The sequence below is a fragment of the Mycobacterium xenopi genome (assembly GCF_009936235.1).
Classification (GTDB): Bacteria; Actinomycetota; Actinomycetes; order Mycobacteriales; family Mycobacteriaceae; genus Mycobacterium; species Mycobacterium xenopi.
This window is the reverse complement of the sequence record NZ_AP022314.1, coordinates 2,576,551-2,595,665: the sequence shown is the minus strand read 5'-3', so window position 1 is coordinate 2,595,665 and position 19,115 is coordinate 2,576,551. Positions and strand designations below refer to the sequence as shown.

At 65.9% G+C, this 19,115-nt stretch carries 23 protein-coding genes and 1 pseudogene; 14 read left to right on the top strand and 10 right to left on the bottom strand.

The annotated features are described in order from the left end of the window. The first annotated feature begins 2 nt into the window (after positions 1 to 2). Together MYXE_RS12155 and MYXE_RS12150 are read left to right on the top strand one after the other, a co-directional pair. Complete coding sequence (locus MYXE_RS12155) at positions 3 to 698, top strand: EthD domain-containing protein (RefSeq protein ID WP_085196188.1); 696 nt, start codon at positions 3 to 5, stop codon at positions 696 to 698. An 11-nt stretch (positions 699 to 709) separates the two neighbouring features. Further along, positions 710 to 1,468, top strand: a complete 759-nt coding sequence (locus MYXE_RS12150; protein WP_003921865.1) for an enoyl-CoA hydratase/isomerase family protein — start codon at positions 710 to 712, stop codon at positions 1,466 to 1,468. Between the two features lie 10 nt (positions 1,469 to 1,478). On the opposite strand, the gene MYXE_RS12145 is transcribed toward MYXE_RS12150, so the two are convergent. Then, the gene (locus MYXE_RS12145) at positions 1,479 to 1,664 is read right to left on the bottom strand and encodes a (2Fe-2S)-binding protein (protein ID WP_039890758.1); all 186 of its coding nucleotides are present in this window, start codon (positions 1,662 to 1,664) and stop codon (positions 1,479 to 1,481) included. Between the two features lie 265 nt (positions 1,665 to 1,929). Between MYXE_RS12145 and bfr the strand changes: the two genes are divergently transcribed. From bfr to MYXE_RS12120, 5 genes are read left to right on the top strand one after another with little or no spacing between them, the layout of a single operon-like run. After that, positions 1,930 to 2,412: a bacterioferritin gene (gene bfr / locus MYXE_RS12140; protein ID WP_003921868.1), complete on the top strand. Its 483-nt coding sequence runs from the start codon at positions 1,930 to 1,932 to the stop codon at positions 2,410 to 2,412. Further along, complete coding sequence (locus MYXE_RS12135; RefSeq protein ID WP_232061602.1) at positions 2,409 to 4,517, top strand: MDR family MFS transporter; 2,109 nt, start codon at positions 2,409 to 2,411, stop codon at positions 4,515 to 4,517. Before bfr ends, MYXE_RS12135 begins: the two co-directional genes overlap by 4 nt. Continuing rightward, entirely contained in the window at positions 4,492 to 4,986 is a 495-nt protein-coding gene (locus MYXE_RS12130; RefSeq protein ID WP_003921870.1) for a carboxymuconolactone decarboxylase family protein, read from the top strand. The genes MYXE_RS12135 and MYXE_RS12130 overlap by 26 nt, the downstream gene beginning before the upstream one ends. Before the next feature lie 10 nt (positions 4,987 to 4,996). Next, entirely contained in the window at positions 4,997 to 6,349 is a 1,353-nt protein-coding gene (locus tag MYXE_RS12125; protein ID WP_085196184.1) for a type I glutamate--ammonia ligase, read from the top strand. Further along, complete coding sequence (locus MYXE_RS12120) at positions 6,346 to 7,461, top strand: amidohydrolase family protein (RefSeq protein ID WP_085196182.1); 1,116 nt, start codon at positions 6,346 to 6,348, stop codon at positions 7,459 to 7,461. The genes MYXE_RS12125 and MYXE_RS12120 overlap by 4 nt, the downstream gene beginning before the upstream one ends. A gap of 48 nt (positions 7,462 to 7,509) precedes the next feature. Here MYXE_RS12120 and MYXE_RS12115 read toward each other — a convergent pair whose 3' ends face one another. After that, positions 7,510 to 7,962: a nuclear transport factor 2 family protein gene (locus tag MYXE_RS12115; RefSeq protein WP_003921876.1), complete on the bottom strand. Its 453-nt coding sequence runs from the start codon at positions 7,960 to 7,962 to the stop codon at positions 7,510 to 7,512. 109 nt (positions 7,963 to 8,071) lie between these two features. Between MYXE_RS12115 and MYXE_RS12110 the strand changes: the two genes are divergently transcribed. Further along, positions 8,072 to 8,881 carry a S1C family serine protease gene (locus tag MYXE_RS12110; RefSeq protein ID WP_332102250.1) on the top strand — a complete coding sequence of 270 codons (810 nt, stop codon included), beginning with the start codon at positions 8,072 to 8,074 and terminating at the stop codon, positions 8,879 to 8,881. Beyond that, the gene (locus MYXE_RS25105) at positions 8,851 to 9,006 is read left to right on the top strand and encodes a hypothetical protein (protein WP_332101962.1); all 156 of its coding nucleotides are present in this window, start codon (positions 8,851 to 8,853) and stop codon (positions 9,004 to 9,006) included. Before MYXE_RS12110 ends, MYXE_RS25105 begins: the two co-directional genes overlap by 31 nt. On the opposite strand, the gene MYXE_RS12105 is transcribed toward MYXE_RS25105, so the two are convergent. The 6 genes and pseudogenes from MYXE_RS12105 to MYXE_RS12080 all read right to left on the bottom strand — a co-directional run bounded on the left by MYXE_RS12105 (position 9,007) and on the right by MYXE_RS12080 (position 13,123). After that, positions 9,007 to 10,326, bottom strand: a complete 1,320-nt coding sequence (locus tag MYXE_RS12105; protein ID WP_085196178.1) for a cytochrome P450 — start codon at positions 10,324 to 10,326, stop codon at positions 9,007 to 9,009. A gap of 73 nt (positions 10,327 to 10,399) precedes the next feature. Next, a complete protein-coding gene (locus MYXE_RS12100) occupies positions 10,400 to 10,816 on the bottom strand; it encodes a lipoprotein LpqH (RefSeq protein WP_085196176.1) in 417 nt (138 codons plus the stop codon). A 33-nt stretch (positions 10,817 to 10,849) separates the two neighbouring features. Beyond that, the gene (locus MYXE_RS12095) at positions 10,850 to 11,683 is read right to left on the bottom strand and encodes an SDR family oxidoreductase (protein ID WP_085196174.1); all 834 of its coding nucleotides are present in this window, start codon (positions 11,681 to 11,683) and stop codon (positions 10,850 to 10,852) included. Further along, on the bottom strand, positions 11,680 to 12,135 hold the full coding sequence (locus MYXE_RS12090) for an SRPBCC family protein (protein ID WP_003921881.1): 456 nt from the start codon (positions 12,133 to 12,135) through the stop codon (positions 11,680 to 11,682). Before MYXE_RS12090 ends, MYXE_RS12095 begins: the two co-directional genes overlap by 4 nt. A 51-nt stretch (positions 12,136 to 12,186) precedes the next feature. Then, complete coding sequence (locus tag MYXE_RS12085; RefSeq protein ID WP_003921882.1) at positions 12,187 to 12,597, bottom strand: transglycosylase family protein; 411 nt, start codon at positions 12,595 to 12,597, stop codon at positions 12,187 to 12,189. A gap of 98 nt (positions 12,598 to 12,695) precedes the next feature. Next, a pseudogene (locus MYXE_RS12080) lies at positions 12,696 to 13,123 on the bottom strand (DUF6188 family protein). 370 nt (positions 13,124 to 13,493) lie between these two features. On the opposite strand from MYXE_RS12080, the gene MYXE_RS12075 reads away from it, so the two are divergent. The 4 genes from MYXE_RS12075 (at position 13,494) to MYXE_RS12060 (ending at position 16,041) form a co-directional block, all read left to right on the top strand. After that, a complete protein-coding gene (locus tag MYXE_RS12075; RefSeq protein ID WP_332102249.1) occupies positions 13,494 to 13,889 on the top strand; it encodes a hypothetical protein in 396 nt (131 codons plus the stop codon). Positions 13,890 to 13,985: 96 nt separating this feature from the next. Continuing rightward, the gene (locus MYXE_RS12070) at positions 13,986 to 14,321 is read left to right on the top strand and encodes a hypothetical protein (protein ID WP_174893210.1); all 336 of its coding nucleotides are present in this window, start codon (positions 13,986 to 13,988) and stop codon (positions 14,319 to 14,321) included. A gap of 69 nt (positions 14,322 to 14,390) precedes the next feature. Beyond that, positions 14,391 to 15,638, top strand: coding sequence for an IS256 family transposase (locus MYXE_RS12065; RefSeq protein ID WP_112650229.1), 1,248 nt, complete (start codon positions 14,391 to 14,393; stop codon positions 15,636 to 15,638). Positions 15,639 to 15,693: 55 nt separating this feature from the next. Next, positions 15,694 to 16,041: a hypothetical protein gene (locus tag MYXE_RS12060; protein ID WP_174893209.1), complete on the top strand. Its 348-nt coding sequence runs from the start codon at positions 15,694 to 15,696 to the stop codon at positions 16,039 to 16,041. 80 nt (positions 16,042 to 16,121) lie between these two features. On the opposite strand, the gene MYXE_RS12055 is transcribed toward MYXE_RS12060, so the two are convergent. Both MYXE_RS12055 and ag85B read right to left on the bottom strand, forming a co-directional pair. Further along, a complete protein-coding gene (locus MYXE_RS12055; RefSeq protein ID WP_003921886.1) occupies positions 16,122 to 16,355 on the bottom strand; it encodes a DUF1918 domain-containing protein in 234 nt (77 codons plus the stop codon). Positions 16,356 to 16,506: 151 nt separating this feature from the next. After that, the gene (gene ag85B / locus MYXE_RS12050; RefSeq protein WP_085193383.1) at positions 16,507 to 17,496 is read right to left on the bottom strand and encodes a diacylglycerol acyltransferase/mycolyltransferase Ag85B; all 990 of its coding nucleotides are present in this window, start codon (positions 17,494 to 17,496) and stop codon (positions 16,507 to 16,509) included. Positions 17,497 to 17,871: 375 nt separating this feature from the next. On the opposite strand from ag85B, the gene MYXE_RS12045 reads away from it, so the two are divergent. Beyond that, the gene (locus MYXE_RS12045) at positions 17,872 to 19,110 is read left to right on the top strand and encodes a DUF7159 family protein (RefSeq protein WP_085193385.1); all 1,239 of its coding nucleotides are present in this window, start codon (positions 17,872 to 17,874) and stop codon (positions 19,108 to 19,110) included. Positions 19,111 to 19,115 lie beyond the last annotated feature (5 nt).

The following is a 19,115-nucleotide window of genomic DNA, read 5'->3' as shown; positions in this document are numbered from 1 at the left end:
CCATGGAGAAGGTGATCGCCGTGCTGAGGGCGGCTGAGTGCGACGACGACTGGTGCGCGCGCCAGCGAGGTCCTGTTGCCGACGCCATCATCCGGCTCGGCGTTGCCGGGCTCACCGTCAACGTTCGCGACAGCGCGGTGCGTGATTCGGTGATGACGCTGACGACCCTCGATCCTCCGGTGGCCGCCGTGGTCAGCATGTGGACCCAACAGTGCTACGCGGACCAGGTGTCGGCCGCGCTGAACCTGTTGCGGGCAGAGTGCGACCAACTGGGCGCATACTTGGTCACCGAATCGGTCCCGTTGCCAGCTCCTCTCGAAATCGGCAGGCGCACAAACGGTTTAGCTAACATGGCGCTTCTGCGCCGACCGGCCGACATGGACGAAGAGACATGGCTGGCCCGCTGGCAGCGTGATCACACGCCGGTGGCGATCGAAACCCAGGCCACATTCGGCTATACCCAGAACTGGGTGGTGCGCGTGCTCACCCCGGATGCGCCGGCCATCGCCGGCATCGTCGAAGAGTTGTTCCCGGCGGAGGCGATCACTGACCTGAAGGCGTTCTTCGGCGCCACCGACGACGACGATCTGCAGCACCGGCTCAGCCGGATGCTTTCCAGCACAACGGCTTTCGGTGCCAATGAGAACATCGACACCGTCCCCACCAGCCGCTACGTGCTGAAAACACCGTTCCGGTAAGGAGTTCGGCCGTGATACTGCATATTGACGACCAGAGCAGGGTGCGCACCCTCACCCTGAACCGGCCCGAGGCGCTCAACGCGTTCAACGAGGCCCTCTACGACGCCACCACGGAGGCGCTGTTGGCCGCGGCCGAGGATCCCGAGGTCGCGGTGGTGCTGCTCACCGGCGCTGGGCGGGCCTTCAGCGCCGGCACCGACCTCGGTGAGATGCAGGCCCGGGTGACTGATCCGGATTTCACCCCCGGCAAATACGGCTTCACCGGGCTCATCGACGCGCTCACCGCGTTTCCCAAGCCGCTGATCTGCGCCGTCAACGGGGTCGGGGTAGGGATCGGCACCACGATCCTCGGCTACGCCGACCTGGCGTTCATGTCGTCGACCGCGCGACTGAAGTGCCCGTTCACCAGCCTGGGGGTGGCGCCCGAAGCGGCGTCGTCCTATTTGCTGCCACGACTGGTGGGCCGGCAAAACGCCGCCTGGCTGCTGATGTCCTCTGAATGGGTCGACGCCGAAGAGGCGTTGCGCATGGGGCTGGTCTGGAAGGTCTGCGAGCCCGCGGACCTGCTGGCCGACGCCCGCCGACACGCTGAAATCCTGGCCTCCCGCCCGATCGCGAGCCTGATGGCGGTCAAGCACACCATCGTCGAGCCGATCCGCCCGGAAATCGCGGCTGCCAGCGCACGGGAGAACGCTCACTTCGCCGAGCTGATGGGCGGCCAGGCCAACGCCGACGCGCTAGCGAGATTCACCGGCAGGCACGGCACCTAAACGGGGGTTGCTAGCGTGCGCCGCTGGTGTCGAGTTGTCGTGCCGCGGCGATGATGGCACGCACGGTGTGGCGGCAACGCCCGCAGTCGGCGCCCGCACCGCATGCCGCAGCCACCTCTTTGGACGTCGATGCGCCTCGAGCTACGGCGTCGGACACGGTCTGGCTGGTCGCTCCCACACACAGGCACACGTACATCAGCACACCTCGCTGCCGATCACTTGCCGTGTCGGCGCCGCCGCCGGACTGCCGATGCCCATATTAGTGGAGTCTAACCTAAGTGGGTTAGTGCAGTCTAACCTAAGTCAGGTCAACGAATCCGCCCGCCGGGCTCCTCCGCGAGTTGACGCACACCCGCAGCCGCGCGCGACTAGATTGAACGCGGCACGGCATGGTGGTGTGACAGCCCAGCACCATCCGAGGGCGCCGTAGCCAATATGCGACAGCCTTCAAAGGAGCGATGATGCAAGGTGATTCCGATGTGTTGCGCCTGCTCAACGAGCAGTTGACCAGTGAGCTCACCGCGATCAATCAGTACTTTTTGCATTCGAAGATGCAAGAAAACTGGGGTTTCACCAAGGTGGCGGAACGCACCCGCGCGGAGTCGTTCGACGAAATGCGCCACGCCGAGATGGTCACCGACCGCATCTTGCTGCTCGACGGCTTGCCCAACTATCAGCGCCTGGGCTCCTTGCGTGTCGGCCAGACCCTGCGCGAACAGTTCGAAAGCGACCTGGCCTTGGAATATGACGTGATCAACCGGCTCAAACCGGCGATCATCCTGTGCCGGGAAAAGCAAGACACCACCACGGCGAACATCTTCGAAAAAATCGTGGCCGACGAGGAAGACCACATCGAATACCTGGAAACGCAGCTGGAACTGATGGACAAGCTGGGCGAGCAGTTGTACGCCGCCCAGTGCGTCGCCCGGCCGCCCACAACGTGACCGCGCCGGTCGCGGCGGAACAGGACCCGGCCAGCTCGCAGATCGGCACGCGGCGGCGCAATTTCATCTTCCTGGCCATCGTACTGGGAATGCTGCTTGCCGCTTTGGACCAGACCATCGTTGCGACGGCACTGCCCACGATCGTCGCCGACCTGGGCGGTGCCGGCCATCAGTCGTGGGTCGTCACCAGCTATCTGCTGGCCTCGACGATTATCACCGCGCTCGTCGGCAAGCTCGGGGACCTCTTCGGCCGCAAGGCGGTGTTTCAGGCGGCGGTGGTGTTTTTCGTGGCCGGCTCGGTGCTGTGCGGGTTGTCGCAGTCGATGATCATGCTCGTGCTCGCCCGGGCGCTGCAGGGTCTCGGCGGTGGTGGGCTTGCCGTCACCGCGACCGCGCTGATCGGCGAGGTGATCCCGCTGCGCGAGCGCGGCCGCTACCAGGGCGCCTTGGGCGCGGTGTTCGGTGTGACCACGGTGATCGGCCCGCTGCTGGGCGGCTACTTCACCGACCATCTGACCTGGCGGTGGGCGTTCTGGGTCAACGTGCCGGTGTCTGCGGTGGTGTTCTTCGTCGCCGCCGCGGCCATCCCGGCGCTGGCCGACCGCGCCCGGCCGGTGATCGACTACGCCGGGATTGTCCTCGTCGGGTTGGGGGCTGCCGGGCTGACGTTGGCGACGAGCTGGGGCGGCACCACCTACCCGTGGGGATCGGCGACGATCATCGGGTTGTTCGCCAGCTCAGCATCGGCGCTTGCCGTTTTCGTGTGGGTGGAAAGCCGTGTGGCCGAGCCGATTTTGCCGACCCGGCTGTTCGGTAGTCCGGTGTTCACGGTGTGCTGCGTGCTGTCGTTCGTGGTCGGGTTTGCGATGTTGGGCGCGTTGACGTTCCTTCCGACCTATATGCAGTTCGTTGACGGCGTCTCGGCGACCACGTCGGGTCTGCGCACACTGCCGATGGTGGCGGGCATGCTGACCACCTCGATGGGAAGCGGTGTGCTGGTCGGCCGCACGGGCCGCTACAAGATCTTCCCGGTCGCCGGCACGGCGGTAATGGCAGTCGCATTCGCAATGATGTCGCGCATGAGCCCGTCGACACCGGCATGGCGGCAATCGCTTTACCTCGTCATCCTGGGGGCCGGCATCGGGCTGTCCATGCAGGTGCTGATCCTCATCGTGCAGAACACGTCGCGCTTTGAAGACCTCGGTGTCGCCACGTCGGGGGTGACGTTCTTCCGCACGATCGGCAGTTCGTTCGGTGCCGCGATATTCGGTTCGCTGTTTACCAACTTCCTGCACAGTCGCATCGGCCCGGCACTGGCGGCAAGCCGCGCGCCAGCCGCCGCGGCGAGTTCACCGGAAGCTTTGCACCGTCTGCCTCGCGACACAGCCATCCCGATCGTGGCGGCCTACGCCGCGTCGCTCACGCAGGTGTTCCTCTGGGCGGTGCCCGTCGCGGTGGTCGGGTTGCTCCTGGCGCTTCTTCTCAAAGAGGTTCCGTTGCGGGATATCGGCAACCGCGCCGCCGACATCGGCGATGGGTTCGCCATGCCGACTACGCAGACGCCGGATGAAATGCTCGAGACGGCGATTGGGCGCCTGCTGCGCCGTGGTGCGCCCGGCATGCGGCTGCGCAGCATCGCCATGCGACCCGATTGCCGGCTCGACGTCGCCGAGCTGTGGGCCCTGCTGCAAATCCACCGGCATACGCGGGTTTTCGGCACAGCCCGGTTGACTGACATCGGCGACCAACTCGGCGTTCCCTACGAGGTCTTCGAACCCGTCTTCGACCGCTTGGTTCGCACCGGCTACGCCGGGCGCGACATCGACCGCTTGTGGCTCACCGCCCGGGGTGCCCGGGAAGTCGGGTTCGTCACCACGCTGATCCGAGAGTGGATCGTCGACAAGCTCACCCGGGCTGCGAGCTTCGACGGGCGCCCGGACCGAGCCCAGATCGAAGCCGCGCTCGACCGCATCGCGCGCCGGATTGTCACACAACGGGTTTGGCCCGACGACCGTCGAGAACTGGCCGGTGTGGCGACCGAGAAGCTTCCAATATCGACGCCGGGCGTACCATCTCGCCATGAGCCGAATCGGAACATTCGCTGACGACGACCTGGCCGGCTGGATCGCGAAATCCCCGCAACTCGGTGGTGCGATCGCCGCATTCAGCGACGCGGTTTACCACCACAGCAGGCTGCCGCTGCGCACGCGCGAACTTGCGCGAATCGTGATCGCCCACAACAACGAATGCGCGGTCTGCATCAACACCCGTGACGCCGACGGGCCCGCGGCCGGTGTCGACGAAGAGCTCTACCAGCACGCCCGGCAGTGGCGCAGCTGGCCGGGCTACACCGAGCAGGAGCGACTGGCAGCCGAGTTCGCGCACCGATTCGCCACCGAACACACCGTACTGCGGGACGACGAAGACTTCTGGGCCCGCTGCCGCGAGCACTTCTCCGAGGAACTGCTCGCCGACCTGGCGTTGTCGTGTGCGCTGTGGCTGGGCATGGGACGGGTGCTGCGGACCCTGGATATCGCGCAGAGCTGCAAACTCACCCTGCCCAGCCGGGCCTGATCCGCCACGCGTGACCGCGCCACCGCTTGCCGCCGCGGCGATCGCGCAGCTCGAAGCCGAGGGCGTCGACGCCGTCATCGGCACCGTAGTCAACCCCGCCGGGCTCACGCATGCCAAGACCGTGCCGATCCGGCGGACCAACACCTTCGCCGACCCGGGCGTGGGTGCCAGCCCGGTGTGGCATGTGTTCGCCATCGATCAAACCGGCATCGCGTTTACGGACGCCATCGGCGTGGTCGGCGACCAACGTATCCGCATCGATCTGTCCGCGTTGCGCATCATCGGCGACGGGTTGGCTTGGGCACCCGGCGGGTTTTTCGAGCAGGACGGCACGCCGGTGCCGGCGTGCAGCCGCGGAACGCTGCGCAGGGTCGAAGCCGCGCTGGCCGAGGCCGATGTCAAGGCGGTGGTCGGTCACGAAATCGAGTTCGTCCTGGTCAATCCCGACGGCAGCCGGCTGCCGTCCACGCTGTGGGCGCAGTACGGGCTGGCCGGCGTGCTCGAGCACGAAGCATTCGTCCGCGATGTCGTCGCGATGGCCACCGCGGCCGGTGTGGGAATCGAACAGTTACACCCCGAATACGGGGCCAACCAGTTCGAGATTTCGCTGACGCCGCACACCCCGGTCGCCGCCGCTGACCAGCTGGTGCTGACCCGGATCATCATCGGCCGAGTTGCCCGTCGCCATGGGCTGCGGGTGAGCCTGTCGCCGGCGGCGTTCACCGACGGTGTCGGATCTGGTGCGCACCAGCACTTTTCATTGGCCACGTCTGAGGGGCCGTTGTTCTCGGGAGGCGCCGGCGTGCGCGGGATGACACCGGCCGGCGAAAGCGCAGTGGCCGGGCTGCTGCGCGGATTGCCGGAGGCCCAGGGCATCCTGTGCGGCTCGATCGTGTCGGGATTGCGGACACGGCCCGGTAATTGGGCCGGGGCCTACGCATGCTGGGGCACCGAGAACAGAGAAGCTGCGGTGCGATTCGTCACTGCCGGTCCGGGCAACCCGTATGGCGGCAATGTCGAGGTGAAGGTGATTGATGCCTCGGCCAATCCGTATTTCGCCACCGCCGCGATACTTGGGCTGGCACTCGAGGGAATCCGGCAACAAGCCGAGCTGCCAGCCGAAACAACGGTGGACCCGGCAGCACGGTCCGATCAGGAGCGCAACCGCGCAGGTATCGTGCGACTGACCGAGAGCCAAGCTGAAGCTATTGCCGCCCTTGACAACTCGCAACGGCTACGTGCCATTCTCGGCGACCCGGCGGTCGATGTGCTGGTGGCTGTGCGCCGTTTCGAGTATGAGCACTACGGCGACCTCGGCCCGCAACAACTTACCGAGAAGTTCCGCATGGCCTGGAGCGTATGAGCGTGCCGACGGCTACGGCCCTGTCGCAGCACATCGCCGACGTTCCGCTGATCGATCAGCATGTCCACGGCTGCTGGTTGACGGCCGGGGACCGGCAGCGCTTTGAAAACGCGCTCAACGAGGCCAACACCGAACCGATTACATACTCTGGGTTCGACTCTCAACTGGGTTTCGCGGTGCGCGCGTACTGTGCACCACTCCTGGGGCTGCCCCGACACGTCGACGCCCACACGTATTGGGAACGCCGCCGCGAATTCGCCGAGGCCGAGGTGGCCCGCGTGTTTCTGCGTGGTGCCAACGTCACCGACTGGCTGGTCGACACCGGATTCGCCGAGGGTGTCGCCGGTGTCGACGAGTTCGCTGCAGCCTGCGGTGGACGCGTCCACGAGGTGGTTCGCCTCGAGCAGGTGGCCGAGCAGGCCGCACAGGCACCCGGCGATTATGCCGCGGCATTCGAGGAGATCCTGCATCGACGAGCCGCCACCGCGGCGGGCACCAAATCGATTCTGGCTTACCGCGGCGGGTTCGACGGCGATCTGACCGAACCACCGGCCGCGCACGTCGCCGAGGCCGCCGAGCGGTGGCGGGACAGCGGTGGGGTCCGGCTACGCGACCGGGTGCTGCTGCGTTTCGGGCTGCATCAGGCTCTGCGGCTCGGTAAGCCGCTGCAATTCCATGTCGGATTCGGCGACCGGGACTGCGATTTGCACAAGACCAACCCGTTGTATCTGCTGGACTTTCTGCGGAAGTCGGGGGATACCCCGATCGTGCTGCTGCACTGCTATCCCTACGAACGCGAAGCCGGCTATTTGGCGCAGGCATTTAACAACGTCTATGTCGACGGTGGATTGAGCATCAACTATCTGGGCGCGCGGGCTCCGGCGTTCATCGCCAGGCTGCTGGAGATGGCACCGTTTAGCCGGGTTGTGTACTCGTCGGACGGGTTCGGGCCCGCCGAGCTGCACTTCCTGGGTGCGACGTTGTGGCGCAAGGGGATTCATCGAGCACTGCAGCAGTTCGTCGACGCCGGCGACTGGAGCGAGGCCGACGCCATCCGGGTGGTGGACCTCATCGCCCGCGACAATGCGGCGCGCATCTACCGCGTGGATTAGCGCTGCGGCGACCTCCAGCCGCTACCGAATCGCGAGGGTAACCGGCTTTCAGATCAACCCGGTCGCGTCGAACACCCACGACGTGTCGGCTTTCGACAGGTCTTCCATCCAGGACGGCGGGGCGTGGTTGGCGATCGCGCCGAAGTCCCAGTAGTCCTTCCACAGCGTCACTTTCCCGTCGACCACGCGGTGTACCGAAACAAACGGCAACACAGCGGTTTCGCCGCTGGGCCACCGCCAGGTTTCCGAGTGTTCGTACATCACGTCCGAGCCGCTGCATAACAGCAGACCGTCGTGGTTGTCATATCCGGCCAGCGGCTCGAGACCGACCTTGAGTCGCTTGACGATGTCGTCGGGCCCCCGGGCCGCCAATGTCGGACCGACGGGCATGTCGACGTAGATACAGTCCGCCGACACAAACGTCTTGACGTTCTCCCAGTCCCGGCGGGCCAGCGCCCGCCACAGCCCCAGGACCGGGGCGGCAGCCGTGTCATCGGTCACGGACGTCAATACAAACGTGGTCGCTCAATACCTGTCAACCGGATCCGTGACCTGTTATGCCCACAGCGAATCCAGGCATACCGCGAACCGCTGCGATGCTGAGGTGGTTATGCCCGACGAGTGCCCGGACCCCGGCGCCCTCGACGCCTACTCCACGGTGGTCACGAAGGTCGCCCAAATCGTGTCGCCCAGCGTCGCGAGCCTGGCGGTGCGCTCACGCCGCGGTGAAGGCAGCGGAAGCGCCAGCGTGATCACCCCGGACGGCTACCTGTTGACCAGCGCCCATGTCGTGGGCAGTGCCCGCTTCGCCGAGGCAACATTCACCGACGGTGCCACGGTGACCGCCGATGTCGCCGGTCGCGACGTGCTGTCCGACTTGGCTGTGCTGAAAGCGCGGGGACCTGTTCCCGCCCCGGTGGTCATGGGCCGCGCCGAGGACCTCCAGGTCGGACAGCTGGTGGTGGCGGTGGGCAACCCGCTGGGCCTGGCGGGCAGCGTGACAGCCGGCATCGTCTCCGGGCTGGGGCGCTCGCTGCCCACCCGCGCGGGCCGCGTGGTCGACGAGGTGATCCAGACCGATGCCGCGCTCAACCCCGGCAATAGCGGCGGCGTGCTCGCCGACGGGCGTGGGCGAATGGTCGGGGTGAGCACCGCGGTGGCCGGAGTCGGCCTGGGCCTGGCCGTGCCGATCAACGAGTCGACACACAAGATCATCGCGGCGCTGATGCACACCGGCCGGGTGCGCCGCGCCTGGCTGGGTATCGCCGGTTCACACATCCCGGTACCACCGGCGGTGGCGGCCAAGCTCGGAACGACACACGGCCTGCAGCTGGCCAGCGTGGTCCCCGGCAGCCCGGCCGCCGACGCCGCTTGCGGCGCGGCGACATCGTGGTCAGCGTCGACGGCCACTACGTGGTGACCGCCACCGCCCTCCAGCGGCTGATGGTCGAGGACGCCATCGAGCGCCGCTTCGAGATGACGGTGTGGCGCAACGGCGCATTGGTCGACGTCGTCGTGGAACCCCGGGAGCTCACCGAGCGCTGATCAGTCCGCGGCGGCCAGTGACCTGGCCGGCCCAAGCGCCACCGGCAGCATCGACCAGCCCCGCAGCACCCGCGTGTCGCGCCGGCTTCCGGCGCCCGCAGCCCGCACGTCGGGAAAGCGGTCGAAGAACGTCTGCAACCCCACCTCGCCCTCGGCACGGGCCAGCGCGGCGCCGAGACAGAAATGTCGACCCCCGGAAAACGCCAGATGCCGGTTGGCGTTGGGCCGTTCCACGTCGAAGCGGTGCGGATCGGTGAACACGGCGGGATCGCGATTTGCCGCGGCCAGGTAGATCACCACCATCTCGCCGCGGCTGATCTTGGTACCTGCCAGCACGGTGTCGCTGCGGGCTACCCGCGCGGTGAGTTGAACGGGCGAATCCAAGCGCAGGATCTCCTCGGCCGCGTTCGGCCACAACTGCGGGCACTCACGCAACCTGGTCAGCTGGTGCGGCGCATCCAGCAACATCCGAATCCCGTTGCCCAGCAAGTTAACCGTCGTCTCGAAACCAGCAGCCAATACCAACCCCGCGATGGCCTGCAGCTCCGTCTCCGTCAAATGTGTTTCCCCGTCTCCGGTTTCGGCAGCTTGGATGAGTTGACTCATCAGGTCCTCGCCGGGCGTGCGCCGCAATTGCCGAAGATGCTCGGCCAGCCAGCGGTTGAATCCGGCGATCCCGCGCTGCACCTGCCGGTATTGCGGCCATGTCAACCCGAAATCCAAGCTGGGAGCTGCGAGTTCACCAAACGCCAGGACGCGGCCGCGGTCGCTGTCGGGCACCCCGAGGATGTCGCTGATGATGGCGATCGGAAGCTGCGAGCAATACCGGTCGACGATGTCGACAACTCCCCGCTGGTCGGCTAGGCCGTCGAGCAAGGCGGCCGCTGTCTGCTCGACTGCATCCCGCAAAGCCGCGACCGCTCTGGGTGTGAAAACCGACGACACCAACTTGCGGTAGCGGGTGTGCTCTGGCGGCTCCACGGACAGCAGTGACGGCGGCCGCAGCGGATGCAGCAGGTCGTCGCGGAAGCGGCGCTCCAGACTGCGCAGCGGCGCCGGCAAATTCGACCCCAGCGAGAGCACCCGGAAGTCTTCGGAGCGCAGCACTTCTTGCGCGACCGCGTGATCCACCGTCAGGTAACCGATGCGCCCTGGCACCAACGGGCCACGCGGCCGAAGTTCTTCGTAGAACGGCACCGGGTCGGCCTTGACCGCCGGGTCGGCGATCAGCCGGGCCTGCGGGTCGCCACGTCGCGCACCTAGCCACGCGACGGCGCGCACGAACCCATGCAGGACCAGCCAGTGCAGCCTCTGCCTCAACCGTGTCTCCGTTGCTCGCCGCTTGCGGGTAATGCGCGGTCCAGCCTAATGGTTAGGCACCCGTCGTGGTCGTTTAGCAGTCGACCGTGACGGTGAAGTCGGTGGTGGTGACTTTGTTGGGCCTGGCGCTGTCGATCCCGTCGGCACTGCCGGTGATCGTGAGGTTGTTGCGAGCCAGATGGGCGACGGCGTCACCCACTCCGCCGCGCCAAAAGCTGCCGGTGAACCCGTCGAACCCCGAGATCTTCACCCATTGCGGGATGACCTGGTCGCCGTGCAGCAACACGACCGCCTCGACGTGGCCCCGGGGTCCGGCGGCCTCGATGGTCCAAAACGACTGCAGCTGGCTGCACCGCGGCGCGCGGCTGGTGTAGGTGCGGCCGCCCACTGTCACCCGGGCGGCCTTGCGGGGCACGATCTGCGCCTGCGAGCACCCACAGACAGCCGCGAGAGCGACCAACGCCGACATGGCAAAGGCGCGGCACCGCATCAGGCACCTCCCTTCGTGTGGACTGCTGCGCGCCTACTGCCGGTCGCGGATGAGGGCCGGCAATGCTTTGGTGATGCGGCGCCGAACCAACTCGGGGCTCACAGCTTTGAGCCGGTCGATCCACCGAATGCTTTTCGGCACATACCAATGCAACCGGGTCGGATGGTGATAGGCCTGCCACGCCGCCTCGGCCACGCTGCTGGCGGGCATCAACCGGAACATGCCCTTCTTGGGGGCGACGGCGCGAATCTCCTCCACGGATCGCACCTGCACGCCCGCGTCGGAGTGAGATGGCGTCGATGTAAGGATCGCCGTATCGATCAGACCGGGCAGCACGTCGGCGACCCGCACTCCATGTCGCTGCCATTCCACGCTCAGCGCTTCGGTCAGCCCCTTCACCGCGTGCTTGGTGGCCGAGTAAACCGCCAGCTGTGGCATGCCGTAGGTGGCCGACGACGATGACGTCGAAAACATCAGGCTGCCAGTCGATTTCTTGAGGTGGGGTAGTGCCGCGTAAGCGCCGGTCAGCACCGCCTTGAAGTTCACCTCGACGACACGCATGGCGGCGTCGTAGGGCACGTCCTCGAACCAGCCCGATTCACCGACGCCGGCGTTGTTCCACATCATGTCCAGGCCATCGCCGGGATTGCCTGCGCAGAAATCCGCCACGGCGGCGTCGAAAGCGGCCTTGTCGGTGACGTCGACGGCGCGGGTCCAGAGCCGCTCGTCACCGAGCTGCTGGCTCAGCGAGGTAAGGCCCTGCGGGTTACGGTCGATCGCGCCGACCCGCCACCCCCTGGCGTGGAAGACTTTTGCGCCTTCGCGGCCCATGCCGCTGCCGGCGCCGGTAATGAAGACTGATTTCACGCCTCGACGACGTCCTTGATGCGGTTCAGGGTTTTGGTCATGTCCCGGAGGTTGCGGCGCTGGCGCAGCCAACCGCCGAACACCCAGTAGTAAAGGCTGGTCAGCGGTGAGGACGCGAGCCGGAATGATTCAGTGACGTCGGTGCCGCCATCGCTGGGCGTCAAGCGGTAGTGCCAGTGGTTCACCGGCCGATCGCCGACAAGCACGTCGAAGCCGAACTCGCGTCCGGGTTCGCACGCGGTCACCCGGCACGTCGTCCAATAGACCGGTCCGATCTCGTTGCGCCGCACGTGCCCACGGAAGCGTGCCCCGACCGCGGGCCCGGTGGCGCCGTCAAGCCAATCCGCCTCGAATGTCTCCGGTGAAAACCGCCCCGTGTTGCGCACGTCGGCGATGAGGTTCCAGATCTTGTCCGCGGGTGCTGCCATATGAACGGTCACCGATCCTTGCATAAGCTGATCCAAGCACGTTTGCTTGTGGTCAGCGGCAGAAAACGGTGATATTCACCAGTGCGGCACGAACATTGAAACGACGTGAGTGGTCGCGGCCAGCACTTGGTGCACCGGTGACGGCCATACGGCAGGCGATGCGCCGCTACTGTTCGCGCATTTAGGCCACGCCCCCGCCCCTTGCCTGGCCAGGATTCGATTGGCGACGCGGATCTGCTCCTGACGGCTGGCGTCCGCCGGTGAGCCGACCCCGCCATTGGCGTCCCATGTCGCCTGGCTGATCTGCAGACCACCGTAATGACCGTTGCCGGTGTCAGCCGCCCAATTACCGCCGGACTCGCATTGCGCAACGGCATCCCAATTAACCGTGTCGGCGTTTGCGATACCGGTGGATAGCGCCATTGCTGCGCCAACAAATGCTGCGGTGCCGACGGCTTTGGCCAATGGCCTGCGCACGATTTTCATACCGAACGTTTCGCCGGTTGCAGGCGAAACGTTACCGCGGTCAATCGGCTACCCGAAGCGCCGCGGTGTCGGTGGTGCGGCGAACGCCGGCGGGTTCCCTAGCCGCTGCCGCTTTCTTCCGGGAGGTCGTGCCGCACCACCCGCACTTTGCCGCCGGCCAGGCAAGCGGCGTACCCGTGCAATTTGCCGTACAGCTCCCAGGCTGTGCGGTGCGGGTCGGGAGTCACGTCAATCTGGTGACCGTTGGAAAACTCCAGGTGCAGGTCGCCGGTGTCGTACCAGACGACGCCGGTGCAGGTGGCCCCCGAGAAGTCGAACAGCGGGCGCTCTTGGTCCGTGGTGTCGTGCGGATCGATGGTGACGACGTCGGCGGGCGTGCTGCCGGTGGCGGCAGTGTCAGGCGCAGCGGCGCCGAGATGACGAGTTCGTTGTAATCCTCGAAGTTGAGCACCAGACCGTCGCGAAACATGATCCGCTGCAGCGCACAGCCCTGGATCCAATGCTCAATCATTTTTTGTCCCGCCATATATTCACTTTGAACGTTATAAGGCGTCCGCACAAGAAGCGATGTTGTTAATGCGCATTTTCCGATAGGCCCAACCGTGGCCGGCACGCCCACACAGCTGGGCGTGCCACCCCGCCGAGTGCCCGCCCACCTGCGCGAAAGCATGCGGCGCACGTTTGCCGAGGGCGTCGGCTCAACGGCCTCACAGACCGTGGCAACCCTTGTATAGCGGCTCGATACGCGCTAGCGTTTCGACGTCTTCAATCGCGATCAAAACGGAGTGATCATCATCGACACGCAGACCAACGAGACCACCGCTAGCCGGTTCAACGCCGATGCTGCGTTGGACGACGGTGAGGCGCCAGTCATCGTCAGCCTGGTCGAAGCGGCGATGCAAATGTTTACCGCAGCGATCGATGCGCTGCCGGACACCAGCGATCCGGAATTCTCCGATCGCGCCCGGGTGATCCTTTCCGGGCTGCGAAAGCTCCAGGCCGCTTTGACCAAGGCAGCGTCGCGAGAACGGGCCACACCGTCGGTAATTGTGGCGCTGAGCGGAGTTCGAACGCGCTACGACGATCTCATGGAACTGGCCGCGTCAGCGCCGGGCGCCACGTTGGGCCAGCAGCTTTACGTCACGCGCCGGCGCGCCAAGCTGTCCGCGCAGGAAACCGCCAACGGAGCCAGCCTGCGGGCCGATCTACTCGACGCCCTCGAGGCCGACGAGACTCCGACCGAGGAGGAAGCAGCCCGGATCAAGGAGCTCATCGCCGCGCTCGGCGGCTAGCGGTCACGACCGTCGGCGCCAGCATAGGCGTGGGCCCGGCCTGAACGCGGCTAGCCTAGTTGCCAGTGAGCCCCGACAGGATGCCAGATCGCTGCGATGACCCTGATGCAACGCATCAACCGTCCGATCGACGACGGCGGGCGGTTTGATTGGTTGCGTTCACCGGCGGCTCGCGCGCTCGTTGCGGCGGCGCTCGCGATTTCACTGGTGTTCGGTGGATTGTTCTTGTCGATCGGCCGACTTCATTCATCACCGTCGGATTACCTCGACCACCCCGCCCATCCGGCCAGCGACTCTCAGAGCAAGACCGAAGTCGTCGAACCGGCTAAACAAATCGTCGGGATCGCGCGACTACTGAAGCCGTCCGCAGGCTACATAGTTGCGTCCAGGGGCGTGGTGTATGAGCCGGTAGGGCCGGTGGGCGTGTCGTAGCGCGGTAGAGGGCGGTCATCGCGTGATCCTTCGAACGATCAGCAAAGTCAACCGAAGGAGAGCAACGCGATGACCTCACCACACCTTATCGACGCCGAGCAGCTGTTGGCCGACCAACTCGCCGAGGCCAGCCCGGACTTGCTGCGAGGGCTGCTGTCGGTGTTCATCCACGCCTTGATGGGCGCGGAAGCCGACGCCATCTGCGGGGCCGGCTACCGCCAGCGCAGCGATGAGCGGTCCAACAGCCGCAACGGCTACCGGCATCGTGATTTCGACACCCGCGCCGGCACCATCGATGTGGCCATTCCCAAGCTGCGTCAGGGCAGCTATTTCCCGGACTGGCTATTGGAGCGACGCAAACGCGCCGAGCGGGCGTTGACCAGCGTGGTGGCCACCTGCTATCTGCTGGGAGTGTCCACCCGGCGGATGGAACGCCTCGTTGAAACACTGGGTGTGACGAGGCTTTCCAAGTCGCAGGTGTCGATCATGGCCAAAGAACTCGATGAGCAGGTTGAGGCGTTTCGCACCCGCCCGCTTGACGCCGGCCCGTACACGTTCGTCGCCGCTGATGCCCTGGTGCTCAAAGTCCGCGAGGCGGGCCGCGTCGTGGGCGTGCACACCCTGATTGCCACCGGCGTCAACGCCGAGGGCTACCGCGAGATCCTGGGTGTGCAGGTCAGCTCGGCCGAGGACGGGGCAGGCTGGCTGGCGTTCTTCCGCGACCTGGTGGCCCGCGGCCTGTCCGGGGTGGCGCTGGTCACCAGCGACGCCCACCCCGGCCTGGTCGCCGCGATCGGGGCCACCTTGCCCGGAGCGGCCTGGCAGCGCTGCCGCACCCATTACGCGAACAACCTGATGGCGGCCACCCCGAAGTCCTCCTGGCCGTGGGTGCGCACTCTGCTGCACTCGGTCTTCGACCAGCCCGACGCCGAATCGGTTGTTGCCCAATACGATCGAGTCCTCGACGCATTGTCGGACAAGCTCCCCAAAGTGGCCGAACACCTCGACGCAGCCCGCCCGGATCTGTTGGCGTTCACCGCTTTTCCCAAACAGATCTGGCGCCAAATCTGGAGCAACAATCCCCAGGAACGGCTCAACAAAGAAATCAGGCGCAGGACCGACGTCGTGGGCATCTTCCCCGACCGGGCCTCGATCATCCGCCTCGTCGGTGCCGTGCTGGCCGAACAACACGACGAATGGATCGAAGGACGACGCTACCTGGGCCTTGACGTGCTCACCCGCGCCCGCACAGCACTGACCAGCACCGACGAGCCCGCCGGACAGCAAACCAACACCACCCCAGCCCTGACCGCCTAGACTGCCACCCGAAGGGTCACGCGATCGAACGAACTCTTACACCACGTCACTGGGCTTGGCCGGCTACATCCTGATGTCCTGTAAGAACCACGACGACCCGCCGTATCAGGGCGCGATCTACATGACGTTTGCGGTGCCCGCCGGTATCCGGGCCGATACCTACTTTCGCGGTATCGCCGCAACCATGACCGCGCACGGCTGGCAAGAGGGGCTCGAACCCACCCAGCGTGTGTACGGCAAAACCCTTTACAAAGACGGCGTCACGGCGATTATTTACCGCGATAGTGATTACCCGAACTTAGGAATTGCGCGCCTTTACGGGCAATGCCGCAATATGAGCAATCACCGCACCGATATGACGGCCTGGACCGATACCAGCGACCAATTTGCGCAGGCTCGGTAGGCCGCGCACCCATGAGCTGCGCCCCGAATCGGCGGATCACCGCCGGATCGGGGCGTCGGCATCATGTCACGAGGGTCTTGTCACCTTGCTGCCCGCGACCGTGCTCGCTCGTCGGCGTGCTCCAATTCTGCGGAGGTGAGGACGAGCGCGTCCGGACCGGGAAAGACAGTTGCCTCTTGGCTGGTGCCCTGCCACCGCACCACATACGGTGGTGACCCATCCGCTGACCGCACCTCGGTGATCAACCCGCGCTGGTCTGGCTGTGCAACTGTCGTACCCTTGATGACCAACCAGTCGCCAACATGGGCCTTCATCGCACACTCCCTTTCCGTTGCTGTAATTCGATTGTGCGCGCGCCAGTCGGCTACGGGAAGGGGAGGCGGGCAACGAAATTGGGCTCTTCCACCGCGGACTGCGCTCAGGCGCGCCGACAAGTCGTCGACGCCGGTGTCGAACCGCAGGTCGTCAGCTAGCTGCTGGCCCGGCACCCAACGAGCGCTGCAGGTCGGGCTTCATGGCGTTTAGCTGCGCGCCCCAGTACTCCCAACTGTGGGTGCCGTTGTCGGGGAAGTTGAAGACAGCGTTGTGGCCGCCGGCAGCGTTATAGGCGTCTTGGAACTTCAGGTTGCTGGTGCGCACGAAGCCCTCGAGAAACTCGGCGGGCAGGTTGGCGCCACCCAGCTCCGACGGGGTGCCGTTGCCGCAATAGACCCAGATACGGGTGTTGTTGGCGACTAGTTCCGGAATGTGCAGTGACGGGTCGTTGCGCTGCCAGGCCGGGTCTTCCCTCGGGCCCCACATGTCCGCGGCCTTGTAACCGCCGGCGTCGCCCATCGCCAAGTTGATCAGCGAAGGCCCCATCCCCTGCGAAGGATCCATCAACGCCGAGAGCGAGCCTGCGTAGACGAACTGTTGCGGGTGGTAGACGGCAAGGATCAAGGCCGCCGAGCCTGCCATCGAGATGCCGACCGCGGCGCTGCCGGTGGGCTTGACGCTCTTTTGGGAGGCCAGGTATCCCGGCAGCTCGCTGGTCAGGAAGGTTTCCCACTTGTAGGTCGTGCAGCCGGCCTTGCCGCAGGCCGGGTTGTACCAGTCGCTGTAGAAGCTCGACTGACCACCCACAGGCATGACCAGCGACAGGCCGGACTGGTAGTACCACTCGAACGCGGGCGTGTTGATGTCCCAGCCGTTGTAGTCGTCCTGGGCCCGCAGGCCGTCGAGTGCGTACACCGCAGGCGAGTTGGGTCCGCCGCTTTGGAACTGGACCTTGATGCTGCGCCCCATCGCGGCCGAGGGGACCTGCAGGTATTCGACGGGCAGGCCCGGCCGGGAGAACGCCCGTGCGGGGGATGAACCGCCGAATAGGCCAACCAGACCCGGCAGCACCGCGGCCGCGACCGCGGCGACGATGAACCGCCGAATCCAGCAGTGCACCTTCTCGCTCACGCCTGTCATACCTGTGCCCCTTGTCGTCCGCCCTCGTGACCTTCGGCAAAACTTACCTTGCGGGTAGCCGTTATGTCGATCAGGACGCGAAAACATCTCGATTCTGTATCGGCAACATATTGGCCGACGCGATAACTGCAAAGCACCTCTAAATACATGGTGGGTCTTTTCAACGCCGTTACCCCGACAGGCGCGCCGCGGCGGCTCGGCTTCCGACACCCGATCCGCTACAGTGTTGTCGCCCGCGTAGGCTCACCCGGGGTAGGCGGACGAAGACCACAGTGTCCCGGTCCGTTCCGGTCGTCGCGAACCACCGTTTCTTGCGCCGGGAACCGCGGCGCGCGGCGGCGGCAGGCTAGGCCCGGGCACGATTGAGGTGCGAACTTGGACACGGTACTTGGGCTGTCGATGACGCCGACCATCGTCGGGTGGGTCTTGGTCGACGGTCGCGACGCAGATGGCGCCATCCTTGAGCACGACGATTTCGCGGTGCACACCGGCGGCGGGATGCGCGCTATCGATACCGCAGAACAGGTGTCAGCCGCGGTGTTTCGGGCGCAGGAACTGGCGGCCACACTGGATCGGCGGCTGCACGTCATCGGCGTTAGCTGGAGCGACGATGCCACGGCCGAGGCTGCGCTGCTCTTGGAGTCGTTGACCGGCGCCGGGTTCGACAACGTCGTGCCAGTGAGGTCGGTGCAAGCTGCGGAAACCTTGGCGCGAGGACTGGTACCCGTCATCGGCTACGACAAGACCGCGGTCTGTGTCATCGAAGGCGATTCGACCACGGTCGTGATGGTCGACGGCTCGGCCGCGAGCAGCCGCACAGCCGTCAAACAACTGCGAGGCGGCGGCGATGCGCTAACTCGTTGGCTCACCGCCATGTTCGATGGCAGCAGGTGGCGCCCGGGTGGGGTAGTCGTCGTCGGTTCGGATTCCGAGTTGGACTTGATCTCGTGGCAACTCGAAAATGCTTTGCCCGTACCGGTTTTCACTCAAAATGCAGCGCACTTGGCTCGTGCGCGGGGTGCTGCACTGGCAGCGGCCCAGAGCACCGAGTTCACCGCCGCACAGGTGAGCGCGTCCCTTCCCGGCGATCCGCGCCAGCGGCCGCGTTCTCGATCGCTGTCGTATGCCGGGGCGATGAGCGCTTTGGTTGCCGGTGCGTTTACCTTCGTGGGATCGGTGTCCCTGGCAGTCGGTTTGCAGGTGATACCCGACAACAAACCACGACCGGTCAGCCGGGTGGCCCACAGCACGCCCAGGCCGCATGTCGCCCAAGCGCCGGCTCCACCACCCACCCCGATGGTGACGCCTGTCGTGCAGGCACCACCAACTGCGGCGGTCGCACAGCCCTCGCCGCAGCCGGCGGTCGCACCGCGCACCGCCGAGCCGCAAAGCCTTCCCGAACCGGCGCCGGCCAGCCCTTCGGCAGATGCACCGCAACAACCCGTCCCGCCGGTCGCGCCGCCGCCGGAACCACCCCCTCCGCCCCCGAATCCCCATCCGCTCTTGACTAGAGTGCTCGAGCACATACACGGCCACCGTGACCCGGCGCCGGAAGACGCCGCCCCGGCCCAGGTTCCACCGCCGCCGGCGAACGGGACGACGCCACCGCCGTAGAACGC